This is a genomic window from Pedobacter sandarakinus (genome assembly GCF_026240095.1).
GTDB lineage: Bacteria > Bacteroidota > Bacteroidia > Sphingobacteriales > Sphingobacteriaceae > Pedobacter > Pedobacter sandarakinus.
Genome location: NZ_JAPIVG010000002.1, coordinates 476,102 through 491,192 on the forward strand (window position 1 = coordinate 476,102; position 15,091 = coordinate 491,192).

At 39.9% G+C, this 15,091-nt stretch carries 13 protein-coding genes and 1 tRNA gene; 7 read left to right on the forward strand and 7 right to left on the reverse strand.

Annotated features, from left to right (window positions below):
• Positions 1–16: 16 nt before the first annotated feature.
• Positions 17–2,473, reverse strand: a complete 2,457-nt coding sequence (locus tag OQ268_RS07725; protein ID WP_265855541.1) for a TonB-dependent receptor — start codon at positions 2,471–2,473, stop codon at positions 17–19.
• Between the two features lie 175 nt (positions 2,474–2,648).
• On the opposite strand from OQ268_RS07725, the gene OQ268_RS07730 reads away from it, so the two are divergent.
• The 7 genes from OQ268_RS07730 to OQ268_RS07760 all read left to right on the forward strand — a co-directional run bounded on the left by OQ268_RS07730 (position 2,649) and on the right by OQ268_RS07760 (position 6,616).
• Positions 2,649–3,038: a MerC domain-containing protein gene (locus OQ268_RS07730; RefSeq protein ID WP_265855542.1), complete on the forward strand. Its 390-nt coding sequence runs from the start codon at positions 2,649–2,651 to the stop codon at positions 3,036–3,038.
• Between the two features lie 226 nt (positions 3,039–3,264).
• Complete coding sequence (locus OQ268_RS07735) at positions 3,265–3,891, forward strand: ABC transporter ATP-binding protein (RefSeq protein ID WP_265855543.1); 627 nt, start codon at positions 3,265–3,267, stop codon at positions 3,889–3,891.
• Positions 3,891–5,099 (forward strand): ABC transporter permease, encoded by a 1,209-nt coding sequence (locus OQ268_RS07740; protein ID WP_265855544.1) that lies wholly within the window; start codon positions 3,891–3,893, stop codon positions 5,097–5,099. Before OQ268_RS07735 ends, OQ268_RS07740 begins: the two co-directional genes overlap by 1 nt.
• Positions 5,100–5,540: a hypothetical protein gene (locus OQ268_RS07745; protein ID WP_265855545.1), complete on the forward strand. Its 441-nt coding sequence runs from the start codon at positions 5,100–5,102 to the stop codon at positions 5,538–5,540.
• On the forward strand, positions 5,537–5,986 hold the full coding sequence (locus tag OQ268_RS07750; protein ID WP_265855546.1) for a hypothetical protein: 450 nt from the start codon (positions 5,537–5,539) through the stop codon (positions 5,984–5,986). The genes OQ268_RS07745 and OQ268_RS07750 overlap by 4 nt, the downstream gene beginning before the upstream one ends.
• A 9-nt stretch (positions 5,987–5,995) precedes the next feature.
• Positions 5,996–6,433 (forward strand): Fur family transcriptional regulator, encoded by a 438-nt coding sequence (locus OQ268_RS07755; protein WP_265855548.1) that lies wholly within the window; start codon positions 5,996–5,998, stop codon positions 6,431–6,433.
• A 109-nt stretch (positions 6,434–6,542) separates the two neighbouring features.
• Positions 6,543–6,616, forward strand: a tRNA-Arg gene (locus tag OQ268_RS07760).
• A gap of 201 nt (positions 6,617–6,817) precedes the next feature.
• Here OQ268_RS07760 and OQ268_RS07765 read toward each other — a convergent pair.
• From OQ268_RS07765 to OQ268_RS07790, 6 genes are all read right to left on the reverse strand, one after another.
• On the reverse strand, positions 6,818–7,051 hold the full coding sequence (locus tag OQ268_RS07765) for a hypothetical protein (RefSeq protein WP_265855549.1): 234 nt from the start codon (positions 7,049–7,051) through the stop codon (positions 6,818–6,820).
• Between the two features lie 163 nt (positions 7,052–7,214).
• Positions 7,215–8,384: a mannonate dehydratase gene (gene uxuA, locus OQ268_RS07770; protein ID WP_265855550.1), complete on the reverse strand. Its 1,170-nt coding sequence runs from the start codon at positions 8,382–8,384 to the stop codon at positions 7,215–7,217.
• A gap of 71 nt (positions 8,385–8,455) precedes the next feature.
• A complete protein-coding gene (locus OQ268_RS07775) occupies positions 8,456–9,283 on the reverse strand; it encodes an SDR family oxidoreductase (protein ID WP_265855551.1) in 828 nt (275 codons plus the stop codon).
• Between the two features lie 15 nt (positions 9,284–9,298).
• The gene (locus tag OQ268_RS07780; protein ID WP_265855552.1) at positions 9,299–10,783 is read right to left on the reverse strand and encodes a glycoside hydrolase family 30 protein; all 1,485 of its coding nucleotides are present in this window, start codon (positions 10,781–10,783) and stop codon (positions 9,299–9,301) included.
• A gap of 191 nt (positions 10,784–10,974) precedes the next feature.
• On the reverse strand, positions 10,975–13,197 hold the full coding sequence (locus OQ268_RS07785; protein WP_265855553.1) for a glycoside hydrolase family 3 N-terminal domain-containing protein: 2,223 nt from the start codon (positions 13,195–13,197) through the stop codon (positions 10,975–10,977).
• A gap of 26 nt (positions 13,198–13,223) precedes the next feature.
• Positions 13,224–15,053: a glycoside hydrolase family 2 protein gene (locus OQ268_RS07790; RefSeq protein ID WP_265855554.1), complete on the reverse strand. Its 1,830-nt coding sequence runs from the start codon at positions 15,051–15,053 to the stop codon at positions 13,224–13,226.
• Positions 15,054–15,091 lie beyond the last annotated feature (38 nt).

Genomic DNA, 15,091 nt, shown 5'->3' on the forward strand with positions numbered 1-15,091 from the left:
TTAAAATATTGCTGCACTAAAACGGAAAGATTGCCTTAAAACTTATGTTTCTGCCCATGTTAAAAATACCAGAGCGCCCATTTGGTACATTCTGATAGTATTCGAAATACTTCAATCGGTTCAGGTGAGACTGATAGCTTTTATTGAAGATATTGTCGACTTGGATAAAAAGATCCATCAAGACTTTGCCACTACTTTGTTTTATAGTAGACCCAAGCCCAGCGTTTAATAAGGCATAACCCGAAGTGAAGCTTTCTGTTTCATCCAGGGCATAGAACTTATTCTGATTGGCAAAAGCTGTCACATCAACCTTTACATAAGGTTGGCTAAAAAATGAAATCGGTTTTTGAGCGGTAATTTTTAACTCGGAGCGAACCTGAAATGGAGGTATAAATGGTAGATACTTTGCCGCTTCACCATTCTCCAGCAACGATTGTTTGTTGGTATTCAAACCAATGACGTAGGCCATACTATTATTAAAATTAAGCCACTTTGCACCTTGGGGATGAACATTAGCACTAAATTCAAATCCGTAAAGCTTGGCTGTAGCTTGCTGATACTGATAGGTTAAATTGCCAGGAACAATTATTACCGGCTGTCCGTTCTCATCACTTAATCTCGATTGATAGATATAGTTTTGAATGTTGTTATTAAAGACTTCCACGCTTAAATCTACATCCTGCAAATATGCAAGTAAACCAAAATCTTCCTGCAAATTAAACTCTGGTTTAAAATTACGGTTGCCGAGGTACACAATGTGTGCGCCGGGATCCAAACCATTGGCGCCAATTTCGTTGATATTAGGGGCCCGATACCCCCGAGCAATATTCGCTTTGAAAAGTAGCTTCTCGGTAAGGTTGTAAGTGATGCCGAGACTCCCAGACACGCCATAAAAATTTTTATTAAATGCTGGAAACTGCAGTTGGGCATTGCTAACAGATCCATTAACTTGTTGCCCAAACCCCGTAGCTGGATTTACGCCAACGTAAAAATTATCCCAACGGGTATTCCTTCGATCGAACCTGATGCCGCCTGAAACCGCAAGTTTTCCAACTTCCTTCTTTGCAAAATAAAATCCACCAATATCAAATAAGCTGTAATTTGGAATGGGAAAGTCTGTAGCATCTTTACTTCTGTTGCCTTGAAACATTCCATTTATCCCTACAGTACTTTCTATTCCGGAGAAATTTGGAAGATTGTATTTCAGATCGTAGTTTAAAGTATTCAGTATTACGTGTAGCCCTGATTGAGAAGGTAATGTTGGATGGTTATATTCTCTTCTAATACTTTGTTGGGCGCCTATAAGTACATTTAAGTCGCTATTTTTAAATTTGAACTGACTGGTATTATAAAGCCTAAAATGCTGAATGTGCTGATGCAAGGGATTTATTTTGTAACTACTTAATGCGTCGCCACCTACAATTGGTCTGTTTTTAATATCATCGCCATCATCCAGAATTTGTTTAGTAAATCTTCTGGAAACCGAATCGCGACTGCCATCCGGAATTTCCATCATATTATCATAGTATGTAACGGCTGTTTTAGAAAACCCCCACACTTTGTCTACCCTTGCACTGGCAGACAGGTTATACTCTTTGAATGCTGTACCATAAACATACCCGTCAGCACGGTTTTGGTAGGCATGCGCCATTCTTCCTGTGGTTCGGAACGTGTATTTCCAATTATTTTTAAGGTAAGCCAAACCCAAAGAAGCCCCAAGTAATCCATTATTTGTTTGGTAGTTGGAGGTGAAATCGCCTTTTAATGTTTTGCCTTCAAAATCCGGGTTTGTTGGAATCATATTAACCACACCAGCCAATGCATCTGAGCCATAGGTTAAACTTGCAGGACCCTTAACCACCTCTGCCCTACCTACGCCATATTCATCTACTTCAATTCCATGTTCATCTCCCCATTGCTGGCCTTCCTGTCGTAAGCCGTCGTACATTGTAAGCACACGATTATAGCCAAGCCCGCGGATGAAGGGTTTGGAAACATTTGGTCCCGTAGTTACCGCGGTAACACCAGGCACACCTTTAACAATTGCTTCAATGAGATTGGTATTAACATTTTGATCCATTGTTTTCTTGGAGAGCACGGCGATTGGGATTGGACTCTTTCTTAACTGCGTTGCCCGGCTTACACCAGTTATGACCACATCATTCAAGGTGGAGGTTTGAGGCATCAATTCCATATCTTGCAACAGGCTATCTGAAAATACTTTAAGTTTTAGATTCTTGCTATGATATCCAACACCAGAAAATTGCAATTCTATTTCTGAGCTGCTATTCGTGCCAATGCGATACTTACCTAACACATTCGATTTGACGGATATTCCTTGCCCTTTAACTTTAATATTAATCCCTTCCAGAGGGATATTTGCTCCCCTTACCTGTCCATAGATCATGTACTGTTGACTGTATCCACGATATGATAGTAAGGATAAAAGTGTTAAGATTAAGATTGTTTTCATAAACAAAGAAATATCTAAATTAATATTTAGACAAATCTAAATTTATTTTTATATAAATCAAATATTATTTTTTATCAGCCTAAAGATCATTCGAAAGCCATGATGCGTAATTAAATAAAAAATAAATTTCAAATGCAACTTGATTGCGTTTATATTTGAGGCTTAAAATCAAAATATGAAGAACCTCAAGTACCTTTGCTTAGACAAATTTGGTATTGCCGCATCAACTGCATGTGCCATCCACTGCGCAGCGATACCATTCGTAATAACTGTTCTGCCATTTTGGGGCATAGGATTTCTTTCAGATATACATTTCGAGATTGCGATGATTGGTCTTTCAATTATCCTGGGGATATGGTCATTGGCCAAAAGCTACAGCAATGTTCATCAAAACCCTAAGCCGATTGTGATTTTAATTGTCGGTTTTACACTCATTGGAGCGGGTCATGTGCCAACTATTGAAGCTTTAGAACCCATTCTCATCCCAATTGGTGGGATTTGTATCGCTATTGCCCATCTGGTAAACTTAAAACTGAGCAAAACATGCAGGCATGCCCGATCATAAATTTTAACTAATGAATGCCAATGTATCAATATTAACTCAACTTTGTTGCAACAAAAAAAGGATTCTATCTTTGTAAACATGCCAAGAAAAATAAAATTACTATTTGCTTTTGCATTAACCTTTATTAGCTTTCTGAATCCAGCATGCAGGCACTATACCAATGATGGCAAAGAAATCTACCGTAAGTATGCCATCAAAAATATAGTTTCGAGATCAAAAAAAAACTATGATAAAAATTAAATCTTTAGTACATCGTTACGGTACTAACCCCGACTTAAGCTTTGCTGACTGGGAAATTCAGGATCGAGAGCAGTGGCTATTATTGGGCGCATCCGGTAGCGGAAAAAGTACGCTATTAAATATTATATCCGGTTTGCTCAGCCCCACAAAAGGTGAAGTGCAAATAGATGGCACCAACCTCTATCAACTTTCCACAAAAAAGATGGACAAATTTAGAGGTCGGAAGATTGGGATTATTTTTCAGCGGCCACATTTAATAAAAAGCCTGAACATTTACGACAATGTGGCTATTGCCAATTCTATGGCCGGTTTAACTATTCACAAGGAAACAATCATGGCACTTTTAGATCGATTAGGTCTTGCTGATAAGGCCAGTAGATATTCAGATGAATTGAGTCAGGGCCAGTTACAGCGGGTGTCTATTGCCAGGGCTTTGGTAAACAACCCTTCGGTACTTATTGCAGATGAGCCAACTTCTAGCTTAGACGACGCAAATGCCGAAAACGTAATATCGCTTATTACCACACAAGCTGCTGCAAGCAATGCATCGCTCATTGTAGCTACCCATGATACGAGAGTTAGAAACAGATTAAGCAAAGAATACTTACTATAATGAATATCCTAAAACTAAGTGCTAAGAACTTATCGAGAAATAGACTCACCACTTTTTTAAATGTGGTTTTGGTAGCCTTCGGTGTAGGTATTTTATCCATTCTTTTTTTGGCTTCTACCCAGATCGGCAATAAATTAGAAAGCAATTCGAAAGATATAGATTTGGTGGTGGGCGCTAAAGGAAGTCCGCTACAGCTTATTTTAAGCAGCATTTACCATATCGATTTTCCGACTGGCAATATTCCTGCCGAAGATGCGCAGGAGCTCATGAATAATCCGATGGTTAAACGTGCCGTTCCACTTGGCCTCGGCGATAACTACCAAGGCTATCGAATTGTGGGTACCGATACATCTTTTATCGGCCTTTATGGCCTTAAATTGAATAGTGGCCGATTTTGGAAAGCTGATTTGGAGGCCACTCTGGGATTTGATGCTGCCCGGGAGTTAAAACTTAAAGTTGGAGATAAGTTTTATGGAGCACACGGATTGAGCGATGCAAGCGATGAGCATAAGGATCACGCCTATTTGGTAACCGGAATCTTATCACCCCAGGGAAATGTCACCGATAATTTAATATTAACCAACATGGGTAGCATTTACCAAATGCACGAACCCGAGCAACGCCATGAAGTGTCGAAAATAGAAAAACCAGGGGAAACTGCAGGAAGGGAAATTACAGCTTTGTTAATACAGTACCGTTCACCTATGTCTGTTGTCATTTTCCCAAGATTGGTAAACCAAAGCACAAACATGCAGGCTGCCTCGCCTGCGATGGAAAGTGCCCGATTGTTCTCTCTTATAGGTGTAGGTGTAGAAACATTGAAGTGGTTTGCCATATTAATTATGGGTATTTCGGCGTTTAGTGTATTCATCAGCATGTATAATGCCATGAAAGAAAAAAAATATGACCTCGCTATTTTGCGTTGCCTCGGTGCATCAAAAAGCAAAGTTTTTTTTCTGGTGATGCTCGAAGGCTTATTGATTACCATTATTGGTGCCTTATTCGGTTTAGTAATTGGTCACCTAGCGCTATCACTCATCGGACACTATCAGGAATCATCGCAGGCTAAATTAACCGGGATATATTTTGTTGCTGATGAGCTGTACCTTATTCTTGCTGGCATTGGTATTGGCGTTGTTGCAGCGATTATCCCCGCACTGCAAACCTACCAAGTTGATATTGCCAAAACACTTTCAAAAGATAAATAGATGAGATACTTTTTTTTCGCCTTCGTAATATTAATTAGTTTCAATAAAGCCAACGGGCAGGTGGCCGTACACAAAGATATGCGTACGCCAAACTGGAACCTAATTGGGCTGCGTTACGACAAGCAGGTAAAGCCGCTAAAATGGATTAGTATATTTCCACCTGAACTGATGGCGATAAATAACAAGGTTATTGAGCTTCCGGGTTATATATATCCAACAAAAGTTGGTGCAAAATTTTCTGAGTTTATGCTCTCCATTGTGCCAATAGAATCATGCCCCTTTTGTGGAACTGGTGATATCCCTTCGATGATTGAGGTTAAAATGGCATCAGCCATTCCATTTACAGATAAGCCGATTAAAATTAAAGGGAAATTTGTTATTAATACCACTGGTGATAACCGTTCTGATTTCTTTTTATTAGATGCAAAACAAATTCAATGAAAAAACTTGTATGGATAGTTTGCTTGTTATCACCCGGCTTTGTTTTTTCGCAGAAAAAGGTACATCGAACCAGTGATCAGATTACTTCTTTGAACTGGGATGTAATCGGTTCTGTGAAATTTGAACTTACCGAAAACAATGAGCTTCTACCTGTATATGGAGCCACCATTAAGCGTTTCCATCATCGCGAATTTGATTTACGTGGATACATAATTCCAATGAAAGCTGCTAAGAAACACCAGGAGTTTTTACTGGCAACCTTACCCATTAACCAGTGTTATTTTTGCGGTAAAAATGGAGTGCCAATTATGATTTTGGTTAAGCTAAACCACACTATTGATTTTACAAACAGGCCCGTTCATGTAAAAGGCACCTTGGATCTGGCAAATACAAGTGCCAGCGAGGCACCGCCAGTTGCACTTATAAATGCCCGAGTGATTATTTAATTTTGTATTATGGAAGAAGAAAAAATAAAAGCGTACGAGCATCTGCTGGTGAAAAATAGTCTTAAAAGAACTGGTGCACGCTTGCAGGTTTTGAGCATTTTATCCAATCGTGAATCGGCCACTTCCCAACCTTATTTAGAAAGCCTGGTTGGTAAAAACATTGATCGAGTTACACTATATCGTATCTTAAAAACTTTCGAGGAGAAAGGCATTATCCACCGCATTTTAGATAACCACGGTACAGCTAACTATGCAATTTGTTCTAATTCCTGTACCGAACATGAGCACCATGATGAGCATGTACATTTCAACTGCAACCAATGTTTAAAGGTTTATTGTTTGGATGATGTGACTATTCCACTCTTAAACATCGAAAAAGGCTTTAAAATAAACCATATGGATCTGATTGTTTCGGGAATATGCAAAAATTGTAGTTTGGGTAATTAGTTAATTGTGAAGTCGTTATTTAAAACACCCTAAATTGGATAGAATTTCTTTAAAATATATTTTCGCTTTATAAATAGAACTTCTATATTTGCAGCTCATTAAAAAATGAGCCTCGGTAGCTCAGTTGGATAGAGCAACGGTTTTCTAAACCGTGGGTCAGGGGTTCGAATCCCTTCCGGGGTACTTTATAAAGGCTTTTAGTTAACACTAGAAGCTTTTTTTATTTCAGCTCAGTTCTGGTTTCTTTAGTGTAACTATAAGGCGTAAAATTATCATCACCCAATTTAAATGTTGAATTAATGTTTGGGTGTAGAACACTATTAACCTCAAATCTGCGAGCGCAAACCAGAACAACTTACCTTTCTATTCTCAAAAATTTTTCAGCTAAGCATCTTCCCCATTCCAGACGTCATCGTCGGCATGGCGAACTTCATCATGACTGGAAGACAAGGTCTTAGACTCTTCGTGGTGATAATTTCTCTCTGGATTTTCAGGTAATAAATCATCATGTTTACTTACTGTTTTGCGCAAGTGTTCTGGTTTTTTGACTTCTGGCAGGTCTTCATGAATTACACTCGGCTTTAGTATTTTTTTTTCGGGATGTGATTGTGGTTCCATGTTTTAAAGGAAACAAATTTCAAGCCACAAGCATTGAATGGTGCAAAATAGCCAGAAATATAGGGCTGCTGACTTGACAGCCTGAATAATTTAAGTCAACAGCCTAACATCATATTATAGAAAATCAGGATGGCGATGTCTATCCTGCAGTATTGTTTCGCGTTTAATAATTCCCCGTTACACCAAGTTCCAAGCCGCGTAACTCTGCTAATCCACGCAGCCTACCAATGGCCGAGTAGCCTGGATTGCTGTGCTTATTCAAATCATCTAGCATTTGATGACCATGGTCCGGTCGAAAAGGGATCGCCTCTTCCCTCAGTGAATTTTCTTCTGAAAGTGCTTTCATAATCTCGTACATATTTACATCACCACCTAAATGATCAGCTTCGTAGAAACTACCGTCTTCATCTTTGGTTACATTGCGTAAATGAGCAAAATAAACGCGGCTTTTAACTGCATGGAAAATTTCAAGGGCATTATTCTCCACGCCAGCACCCAGAGATCCTGTACAAAAACAAACACCATTGAAAGACTGATTAACCGCACCCATAATATATTTAAAATCTTCGAGCGTGCTGGCAATGCGTGGTAATCCAAGTATTGGATAGGGCGGATCATCGGGGTGAATGGTCATTTTGATGCCTTCCTCTGTACACACATCCGCGATAGCAGAAAGAAAAAATTTCAAATTTTCTTTTAAACCCTCTGCCCCAAGTGATTTATAGGTATTTATGCTATTTCTTAATGTCTCTAATTCTATTTCCTTTTCATTTGGAATGCCCATCAGAACGTTTATCCGAAGTGCCGTAAGTGCAGCTTCAGATAAGGTGCTGTATTTGGCTTCGGCTCTTGCTAGAACAGAATCCGGATAATCATGCGAAGCTTCCTCGCGTTTTAAAATATGGATGTCGAATATAGCCAGATCGATCCAATTAAAGTACAACGCCTTGGATCCATCTTTCATTTCCAGATCAAGTTGGGTACGTGTCCAATCTAAAACGGGCATGAAATTATAACAAACCGTTTTTATACCGCAGGCGGATAAGTTTTTTAGTGTGATGCGATAGTTATCCAAAAGTCGATCTACGCCTTCACTCCTGGTTTTGATAGCCTCGTGTACAGGTACACTCTCCACCACCGACCAGGTTAAACCCGCGGCCTCGATAATGTTCTTGCGCTCCTGGATATCGGCAAGTGGCCAAACTTCTCCATGGGCAATATGATGCAAGGCAGAAACAACCCCTGTCGCACCAGCTTGTTTAACATCCTGCAAGCTTACCGGATCGTTTGGACCATACCAACGCCAGGTTTGTTCAAGTTTTTTATATTTCATTATTCATTAGTAAATTAAATGGTAAAGAAATTTATGGCAATTTGCTAAGCCCGATCTTTCATTAGGTTACCTTAAACTCCGGAATAAGCGCAAAACCCACCATCAACGGTAATGCTGGTTCCATTTACAAATTTTGAGGCATCACTTAACAGATAAATCAGTGCGCCAATCAATTCTTTGGGGTCTCCAAATCGTTTAAACGGCGTTTTTCCAATGATAGCATCACCCCTCGATGTAAGCGAGCCGTCTTCATTGGTTAGAAGTGCACGGTTTTGGTTAGTGATGAAAAATCCAGGAACAATAGCGTTCATCCTGATCTTATCGCCATATCGAGCGGCCAACTCCACAGCCATCCATTTGGTATAAGAATCTATTGCAGTTTTAGCCATGGAATATCCCAATACCCGGGTGATGGCCTGACTTGCAGTTACCGAAGAAATGTTGACAATGCTGCCACCACCACTTTTTGCAATTTCCCTCCCAAAAATCTGTGTTGGAAGTAATGTGCCAAAAAGATTTAAATCGAAGGCCTGTTTCAGTGCGGGGATATTGAGATCGAAGATATCGCTTCCTGGTTGAATGACAGCCTCTTTCACATTGCCACCGGCGGCATTAACCAATGCATCGATCTTGCCAAAAGTTTCAATGATTCGTTTATTTGCATCCCTAAGCGCTTCCTCTTGCAATACATCTGCAATAATATACATAGCCTTTCCGCCGGCAAGATTAACCTCTTCTGCCCTTAACTTTGCAATCTCTTCATTTCTTCCAATCACAACTATCGATGCCTCTGCGCTGGCCAAGCCATTTATAAAGGCTTCGCCAAGTACACCGGTAGCGCCTGTTACCACTACAACTTTATCCTTCAAAGAAAAAAGCATTCCATTATCTCTGTTCATGGTTCAACTCACTAATTAGTTATTTTCGACAACCAAAGTGGTAATAGAATGAGGTAAGCTGGTGGTATTGGCCGCTTTTCCTTTAATCCATAAACTATAATCTAATTTATCATCAGATTGATTCATGACTACAACTACAAGCTTCCCATCGGTATTTAGGAAGGCCGTTGAAGCCAATTTATCTCTACTAGATGCTGTGCCCACGCGTTTAGCACCCGGACGAATGAATTTAGAAAAATGACCCATATAGTAATAAGCATTTGTATAGATGAGTTTATCTTTTTTTACATCGGCGTGTACAGGGGCAAAACAAAAATTACCCACATGGTTTGGTCCGCCATTTTCATCAAGGAGGATATTCCAATCCGTCCAGGCAGCGGTTCCGGCATTGAAATCGTTAATCATCGAGTAGCCATAACGTTCACCTAGTGTCCAGTCGTCTAATTTATTTACATCGTATTTTTCTTTGCAACCTTCAGTAAAGATTAAAGCCTTATCTGGATATGCTTCATGCGTTTGGCGAACATTTCCGAACTGCATATCACTGCCTGTCCACGTTTCATACCAGTGGAAACCAATGCCCCAAACATATTTGGCAGCATCTTTATCATTTAAAATAGTGCTTGCCCGCTGAAAAATCTGATCGCGGTTGTGATCCCATGCGATTAATTTTTTAGATGAAAGGCCAGATTTCTGCAACGTTGGACCCAGAAAATTTTTGATAAAATCGCGTTCTTCTTCTGCTGTATATAAGCATGATTCCCATTTCTGCTTAGCCATTGGCTCATTTTGAACGGATAATCCCCAAATTGGAATACCCATGGCCTCGTAGGTTTTTATAAATTTAACATAGTGGTTTGCCCAGCTTTGACGGTATGCAGGCAATAAGTGGCCTCCTTGTAATAAGCTGTTGTTATCTTTCATCCATGCGGGGGGCGACCATGGACTTACATATAGGGGAAGTTTACCACCTGCTGCTGCCGTAGCTTGCTTAATAAGCGGAATTTTGAATTGCTCATCGTGTGCAACACTAAATGTTTTCAAATCCTTATCGTTATCTTGTACATAGGTATAACTGCCGGTAGAGAAATCGCAGCTTGCAATGTTCGTGCGGGCCAGGGTGTAGCCTATCCCCTTGTCTGGAGAATAGTAAGCCGTGAGTAATTCCTGCTGATTTTTCTTCGAAAGTTTAGCAAATGTTTCTGCTGAGGCATCGGTTAGCGCACCACCTATTCCAACCAGTGTTTGGTATTTAATAGTAGGATCTACAAAGATGCAAGGCTCTGTCTCGAAGGGCTGCTTGTTATCAACAAAGGTTAATGTTCCAGTCTTAGTAATGCGGTAATCAGACTTATTTGCCGTGGTATAAATAGTAACTTTTTTGCCTCCCACACTAAATATTGATGCGGGTTGCGATACAGCTTTAGCTGCCTTTTTGTTTTGAGCCGCGGCACTAAAGGCCGTTGCTAGCATGAGTAAGATCCCCAGATGTTTTTTCATTATCATTGTTTTAATTTTTGTACGATGACCTGGCTCCATTTTGTAGAACAGACATCGATATTTGTGATTTAAAGTGCACTTAGTTTAAAGCGCCTTCAAATAGTTAATATTTTTTAAGTTATTTTTTGCAGTCATTAGTCATATAGGCATCTATTTTTAATACTTACGAGTTAATGTAGATTGATTTCGAGCTAATCCATCAGTTTGAAATCTTTTTCCAGCTTAATATTATCAGATGCTGTACCAATCATTAGTTTAAAATCTCCCGGCTCTGCAACCCATTGTAATGCCTGATTATAGAATGAAAGCTTCTCTTTATCAATAATAAAACTAATATTTTTTTGTTCTCCTGCCTTCAGCATAACCTTTTGAAAGTCTTTCAACTCTTTTATTGGCCGTACAACAGAAGCAAACTTATCTTGCAAATACAGTTGAACCACCTCTTCTCCGTCATACTTACCTGTATTTTTTAAGGTGAAATTGACCACAATTTTATCATTGCTATGAATTTGATTTTTGCTTATGGTTAAACCTGAATAGTCGAAACTGGTATAGCTTAAGCCGTAACCAAAGGCAAATCTTGGGCTGTTTGGCATATCTAGATAAGCAGAGCGATAGTTGATATCTTTATCATTTTTGGATGGTCTTCCGGTGCTTAAATAATTGTAATAAATTGGAATTTGCCCTTCATCTCTCGGGAAGGTAATGGGGAGTTTACCGCTTGGGTTATAATCTCCAAACAGCACATTTGCCATTGCATTTCCAGCCTCACTTCCTAACCACCAGGTGTACATAATTGCAGGCACATGATCTGCAGTCCAGTTAAAAATAAGCGGACGGCCGGCCATAACTAAAACAACTACAGGTTTACCCGTTGCCTGTACAGCTTTTATCAAATCTTCCTGTACGCCGGGAATACGAATGTGAGCTCTACTTTTAGCCTCACCGCTCATATCAAGCGCTTCACCCACGGCCATAACCACAACATCTGCCTGTTTAGCTACCGCAACTGCTTCATCAAATCCTGCTTTAGATGAGTCGGCTATCTCGCAACCCTTTGCGTAAAGTAACTCGGTTTTGTCTCCTAACTTATTTTTTAGGCCTTGGTAAAGTGAAATTAGTTGATCATCTTTCCAACTTATAGACCAGAATCCCTGCATGTCCTTTTCAGATTTACCTAGCGGACCAATTACCGCAATTTTCTTCAGGGTTTTTGATAAGGGCAAAAGCTGATTTTCATTTTTTAGTAAAACGATGCTTTTCTCTGCCATGGATAGCGATGCCTTCCTATTTTCAGGTGAATTGAGTTCTTTTTCCTGGCGGGCTGCATTGCTAAAACGGTATGGATCATCAAACAGTCCGAGTTCGAACTTTTTCCGCAATATTCTCCGTACTGCATCATCAATTAAAGCCACAGGAACTTTTTTCTCGGCAACCAACTTAGCAAGGTTTGGCAAATAACTTCTGCTCTCCATATCCATATCGCTGCCAGCTAGAATAGCCAATTCAGCCGCTTGAGCTTTGTCTTTGGCAAATCCATGATCGATCATTTCACCAATCGACCCCCAGTCACTAACAACAAAACCATTATATTTCCATTTCCCCTTCAAAATATCGCGTTGAAGATGCGCATTTCCCGTAGCCGGAATCCCATTTAAAGTATTAAAGGAATTCATAAAAGTAGCTGCACCAGCATCTACAGCTGCTTTAAAAGGGGGAAGATAAGTTTCCCATAGCGTATGCTCACTCATGTCTACAGCATTGTAATCTCTACCAGCTATTGCCGCACCATAAGCTGCAAAGTGTTTAGCACATGCCATTACCGCATCTAAATTTCCTAATCCCTTACCCTGAAAACCTTTTACCCTAGCAAAGGCAATCTTCGAACCAAGGTAAGTATCCTCACCTGCACCCTCCATTACCCTTCCCCAACGCGGATCTCGTGCAATATCAACCATTGGTGCAAAGGTCCAGTGCACTCCCGAGGCTGCAGTTTCCCTTGCAGCAATTCGGGCACTTTCTTCCATCGCCGCCAGATCCCAGCTGGCCGCTTCTGCTAAGGGAATAGGGAAGGTTACCCGATAGCCATGAATCACATCCAAACCGAAAATAAGTGGAATTTTCAAACGCGATTGCATGGCGTATTCTTGTACTTCTCGGGTTTCTTTTGCGCCTTTAATATTCAGCATCGAACCTAATTTCCCATCTTTAATATCCTTTAATTTATTTGGATTGGGGGTGATGGGTCCAGTCGCATCACTATCGCCTGTATACTGATTCAGCTGACCGATTTTTTCTGCTAAGGTCATCAGCTTTAAAACCGAATCGACCTTTTTATCGATCTTTTGATTTTGCGCAAATGCACTGGTACAGGATATGGCTAATGCCACGGCCAATGACTTATATTTATTCATTTTCTAGGTTATATTTGGTTTGCTTTTTATTTATATTTTTCCTGCATTTGCTGGTAGTAATCTTTCAATACAAAAAAGGCTTTCTTCTTTTTCCCTGTTTCACTAATGAGTCCTTTTCTGTTCCAAAAGTTCTGATAGATTGGATGTTGCCTTCTTGGCGATCTGAAATCCGTTAAAATCCAAGGAGTCATTCCGCTTAGTGCAGGAATTTTACTTAATAAAGTAATTTGGTTTTTGTAAAGCGCTTCCTGGTACTCTTCGCTCCAACGTGTATTTTCATCTGCATGAAAACCACCCAATGCATCTCCTCCAAATTCAGTAATCACCACAGGTTTCTTATATTTAATGTCAAAATTGTACTTGGTTATCTCAGCTGGCGTACCACCCCAATACCATCCGGCATATTCGTTAAAGCTCACCAAATCGATCACTTCTCCAAGTGGGTCATTTAGAATAATGTTAGTGCCATCACGGTGAACTTCCAAAGCTGCTGCTACCAAACGCGTATCATCCTGACTACGTGCTGTTTCAGCGAGATTAGTCATAAAACTCAATCTTGCATCGCTCAGCGGTGTTTCATTACCAATAGACCAAACAATCACACTTGCACGATTTTTATCGCGAAAAATTAAGTCAGAAAGCTGTTGTTTCGCATTTGCATAAGTGGCGGGGTTTGTCCAGCTGATGGTCCAATATACCGGAACTTCTGCCCAAACCAGGAGGCCCATTTCGTCTGCTAGCCTAATCATTTCTTCATTGTGAGGGTAATGCGCTAAGCGTACATAGTTACAATTCATGTCCTTTGCCCATTGCAACATCATTCGCATGTCGCCTTCAGAACGTAAACGACCAGCTAACAGGGGGTTCTCATCATGTAAAGAAATCCCCCTTAAAAATATTGGCTTCCCGTTCAGGTAAATGCTATCTGCCTTAGTTTGAATAGTTCTGAAACCGATCTTATCATCAATATTTTCTTTATCGGTTTTGATGTTTATTGCATATAGTTTAGGATTTTCAGGCGACCAAAGATTTAGGTTATTCCAGGTAAATTCATCATACACTCTTCCTTCTCCATCTGTCTTGTATTTCTTCTCAAGCTTCAATTCCGGTATAGAAAGGGTTATTTCTTGTCCTGATGTAGCGTCGGCTAACTTGAGGGAGAAATTTAGCAGACTGCTATTACCTTTTACAAGTTGAAGTTTATAGTCGCTAATATAATGATCTGGAAATTCTGCCAGGTACACATCTCTTGTAATGCCTCCATAATTCCACCAGTCTGTATTTAATGTCGGAATTTCATCCTGCTTCCTGGTATTATCAACCTTCACGACAATGCTATTTTCTCCTATTTTTAATTTATTGGTAACATCGAACTGAAAAGGTGTGAATCCTCCTTTATGAACACCAAGTTTTTTTCCATTCAAATACACGTGGGCTTCATAGTTTACCGCGGCAAAATAGATGGCATATTTTTTTCCTTTTTCTGGTTTCGCGTCGAATTTCCTTCGCAACCAGAGATTACCTTCATAAAATAATAGTTTTTCTGATTGCGAATTCCAGTCACCAGGAACGTTCATTGTTGGAGAGTGGTCGAAGTCATACTCAATTAATTCTGACTTATCCTTCTGCACCCGGTCATCAAAAAAACCACCACTACCACTTTTTGACTGATCGAAAGGTACGTGTCGGTAATCGTAATAACCGTTCTCATACGGATCGATGATGTAGTTCCACTTACCATTTAAAGACTGAATCTTTCTTGCTTGAATATTTTGTATGGCGTTAACTTGAGCTACAGCAGCAGTGCTAAAGAAGGATAAGAAAATTATAAGAACGCAATAGGTTGATTTAAGCATAGTCATTTTTTAAAAATTTTAGGAATTTGACAGTTTCA

Coding starts and splice junctions, on each gene's coding strand:
- OQ268_RS07725 (WP_265855541.1), bottom strand. CDS start 2,473: ATGAAAACAATCTTAATCTTAACACTTTTATCCTTACTATCATATCGT.
- OQ268_RS07745 (WP_265855545.1), top strand. CDS start 5,100: ATGAGATACTTTTTTTTCGCCTTCGTAATATTAATTAGTTTCAATAAA.
- OQ268_RS07775 (WP_265855551.1), bottom strand. CDS start 9,283: ATGAACAGAGATAATGGAATGCTTTTTTCTTTGAAGGATAAAGTTGTA.
- OQ268_RS07785 (WP_265855553.1), bottom strand. CDS start 13,197: ATGAATAAATATAAGTCATTGGCCGTGGCATTAGCCATATCCTGTACC.
- uxuA (WP_265855550.1), bottom strand. CDS start 8,384: ATGAAATATAAAAAACTTGAACAAACCTGGCGTTGGTATGGTCCAAAC.
- OQ268_RS07790 (WP_265855554.1), bottom strand. CDS start 15,053: ATGCTTAAATCAACCTATTGCGTTCTTATAATTTTCTTATCCTTCTTT.
- OQ268_RS07735 (WP_265855543.1), top strand. CDS start 3,265: ATGATAAAAATTAAATCTTTAGTACATCGTTACGGTACTAACCCCGAC.
- OQ268_RS07765 (WP_265855549.1), bottom strand. CDS start 7,051: ATGGAACCACAATCACATCCCGAAAAAAAAATACTAAAGCCGAGTGTA.
- OQ268_RS07750 (WP_265855546.1), top strand. CDS start 5,537: ATGAAAAAACTTGTATGGATAGTTTGCTTGTTATCACCCGGCTTTGTT.
- OQ268_RS07730 (WP_265855542.1), top strand. CDS start 2,649: ATGAAGAACCTCAAGTACCTTTGCTTAGACAAATTTGGTATTGCCGCA.
- OQ268_RS07780 (WP_265855552.1), bottom strand. CDS start 10,783: ATGAAAAAACATCTGGGGATCTTACTCATGCTAGCAACGGCCTTTAGT.
- OQ268_RS07740 (WP_265855544.1), top strand. CDS start 3,891: ATGAATATCCTAAAACTAAGTGCTAAGAACTTATCGAGAAATAGACTC.
- OQ268_RS07755 (WP_265855548.1), top strand. CDS start 5,996: ATGGAAGAAGAAAAAATAAAAGCGTACGAGCATCTGCTGGTGAAAAAT.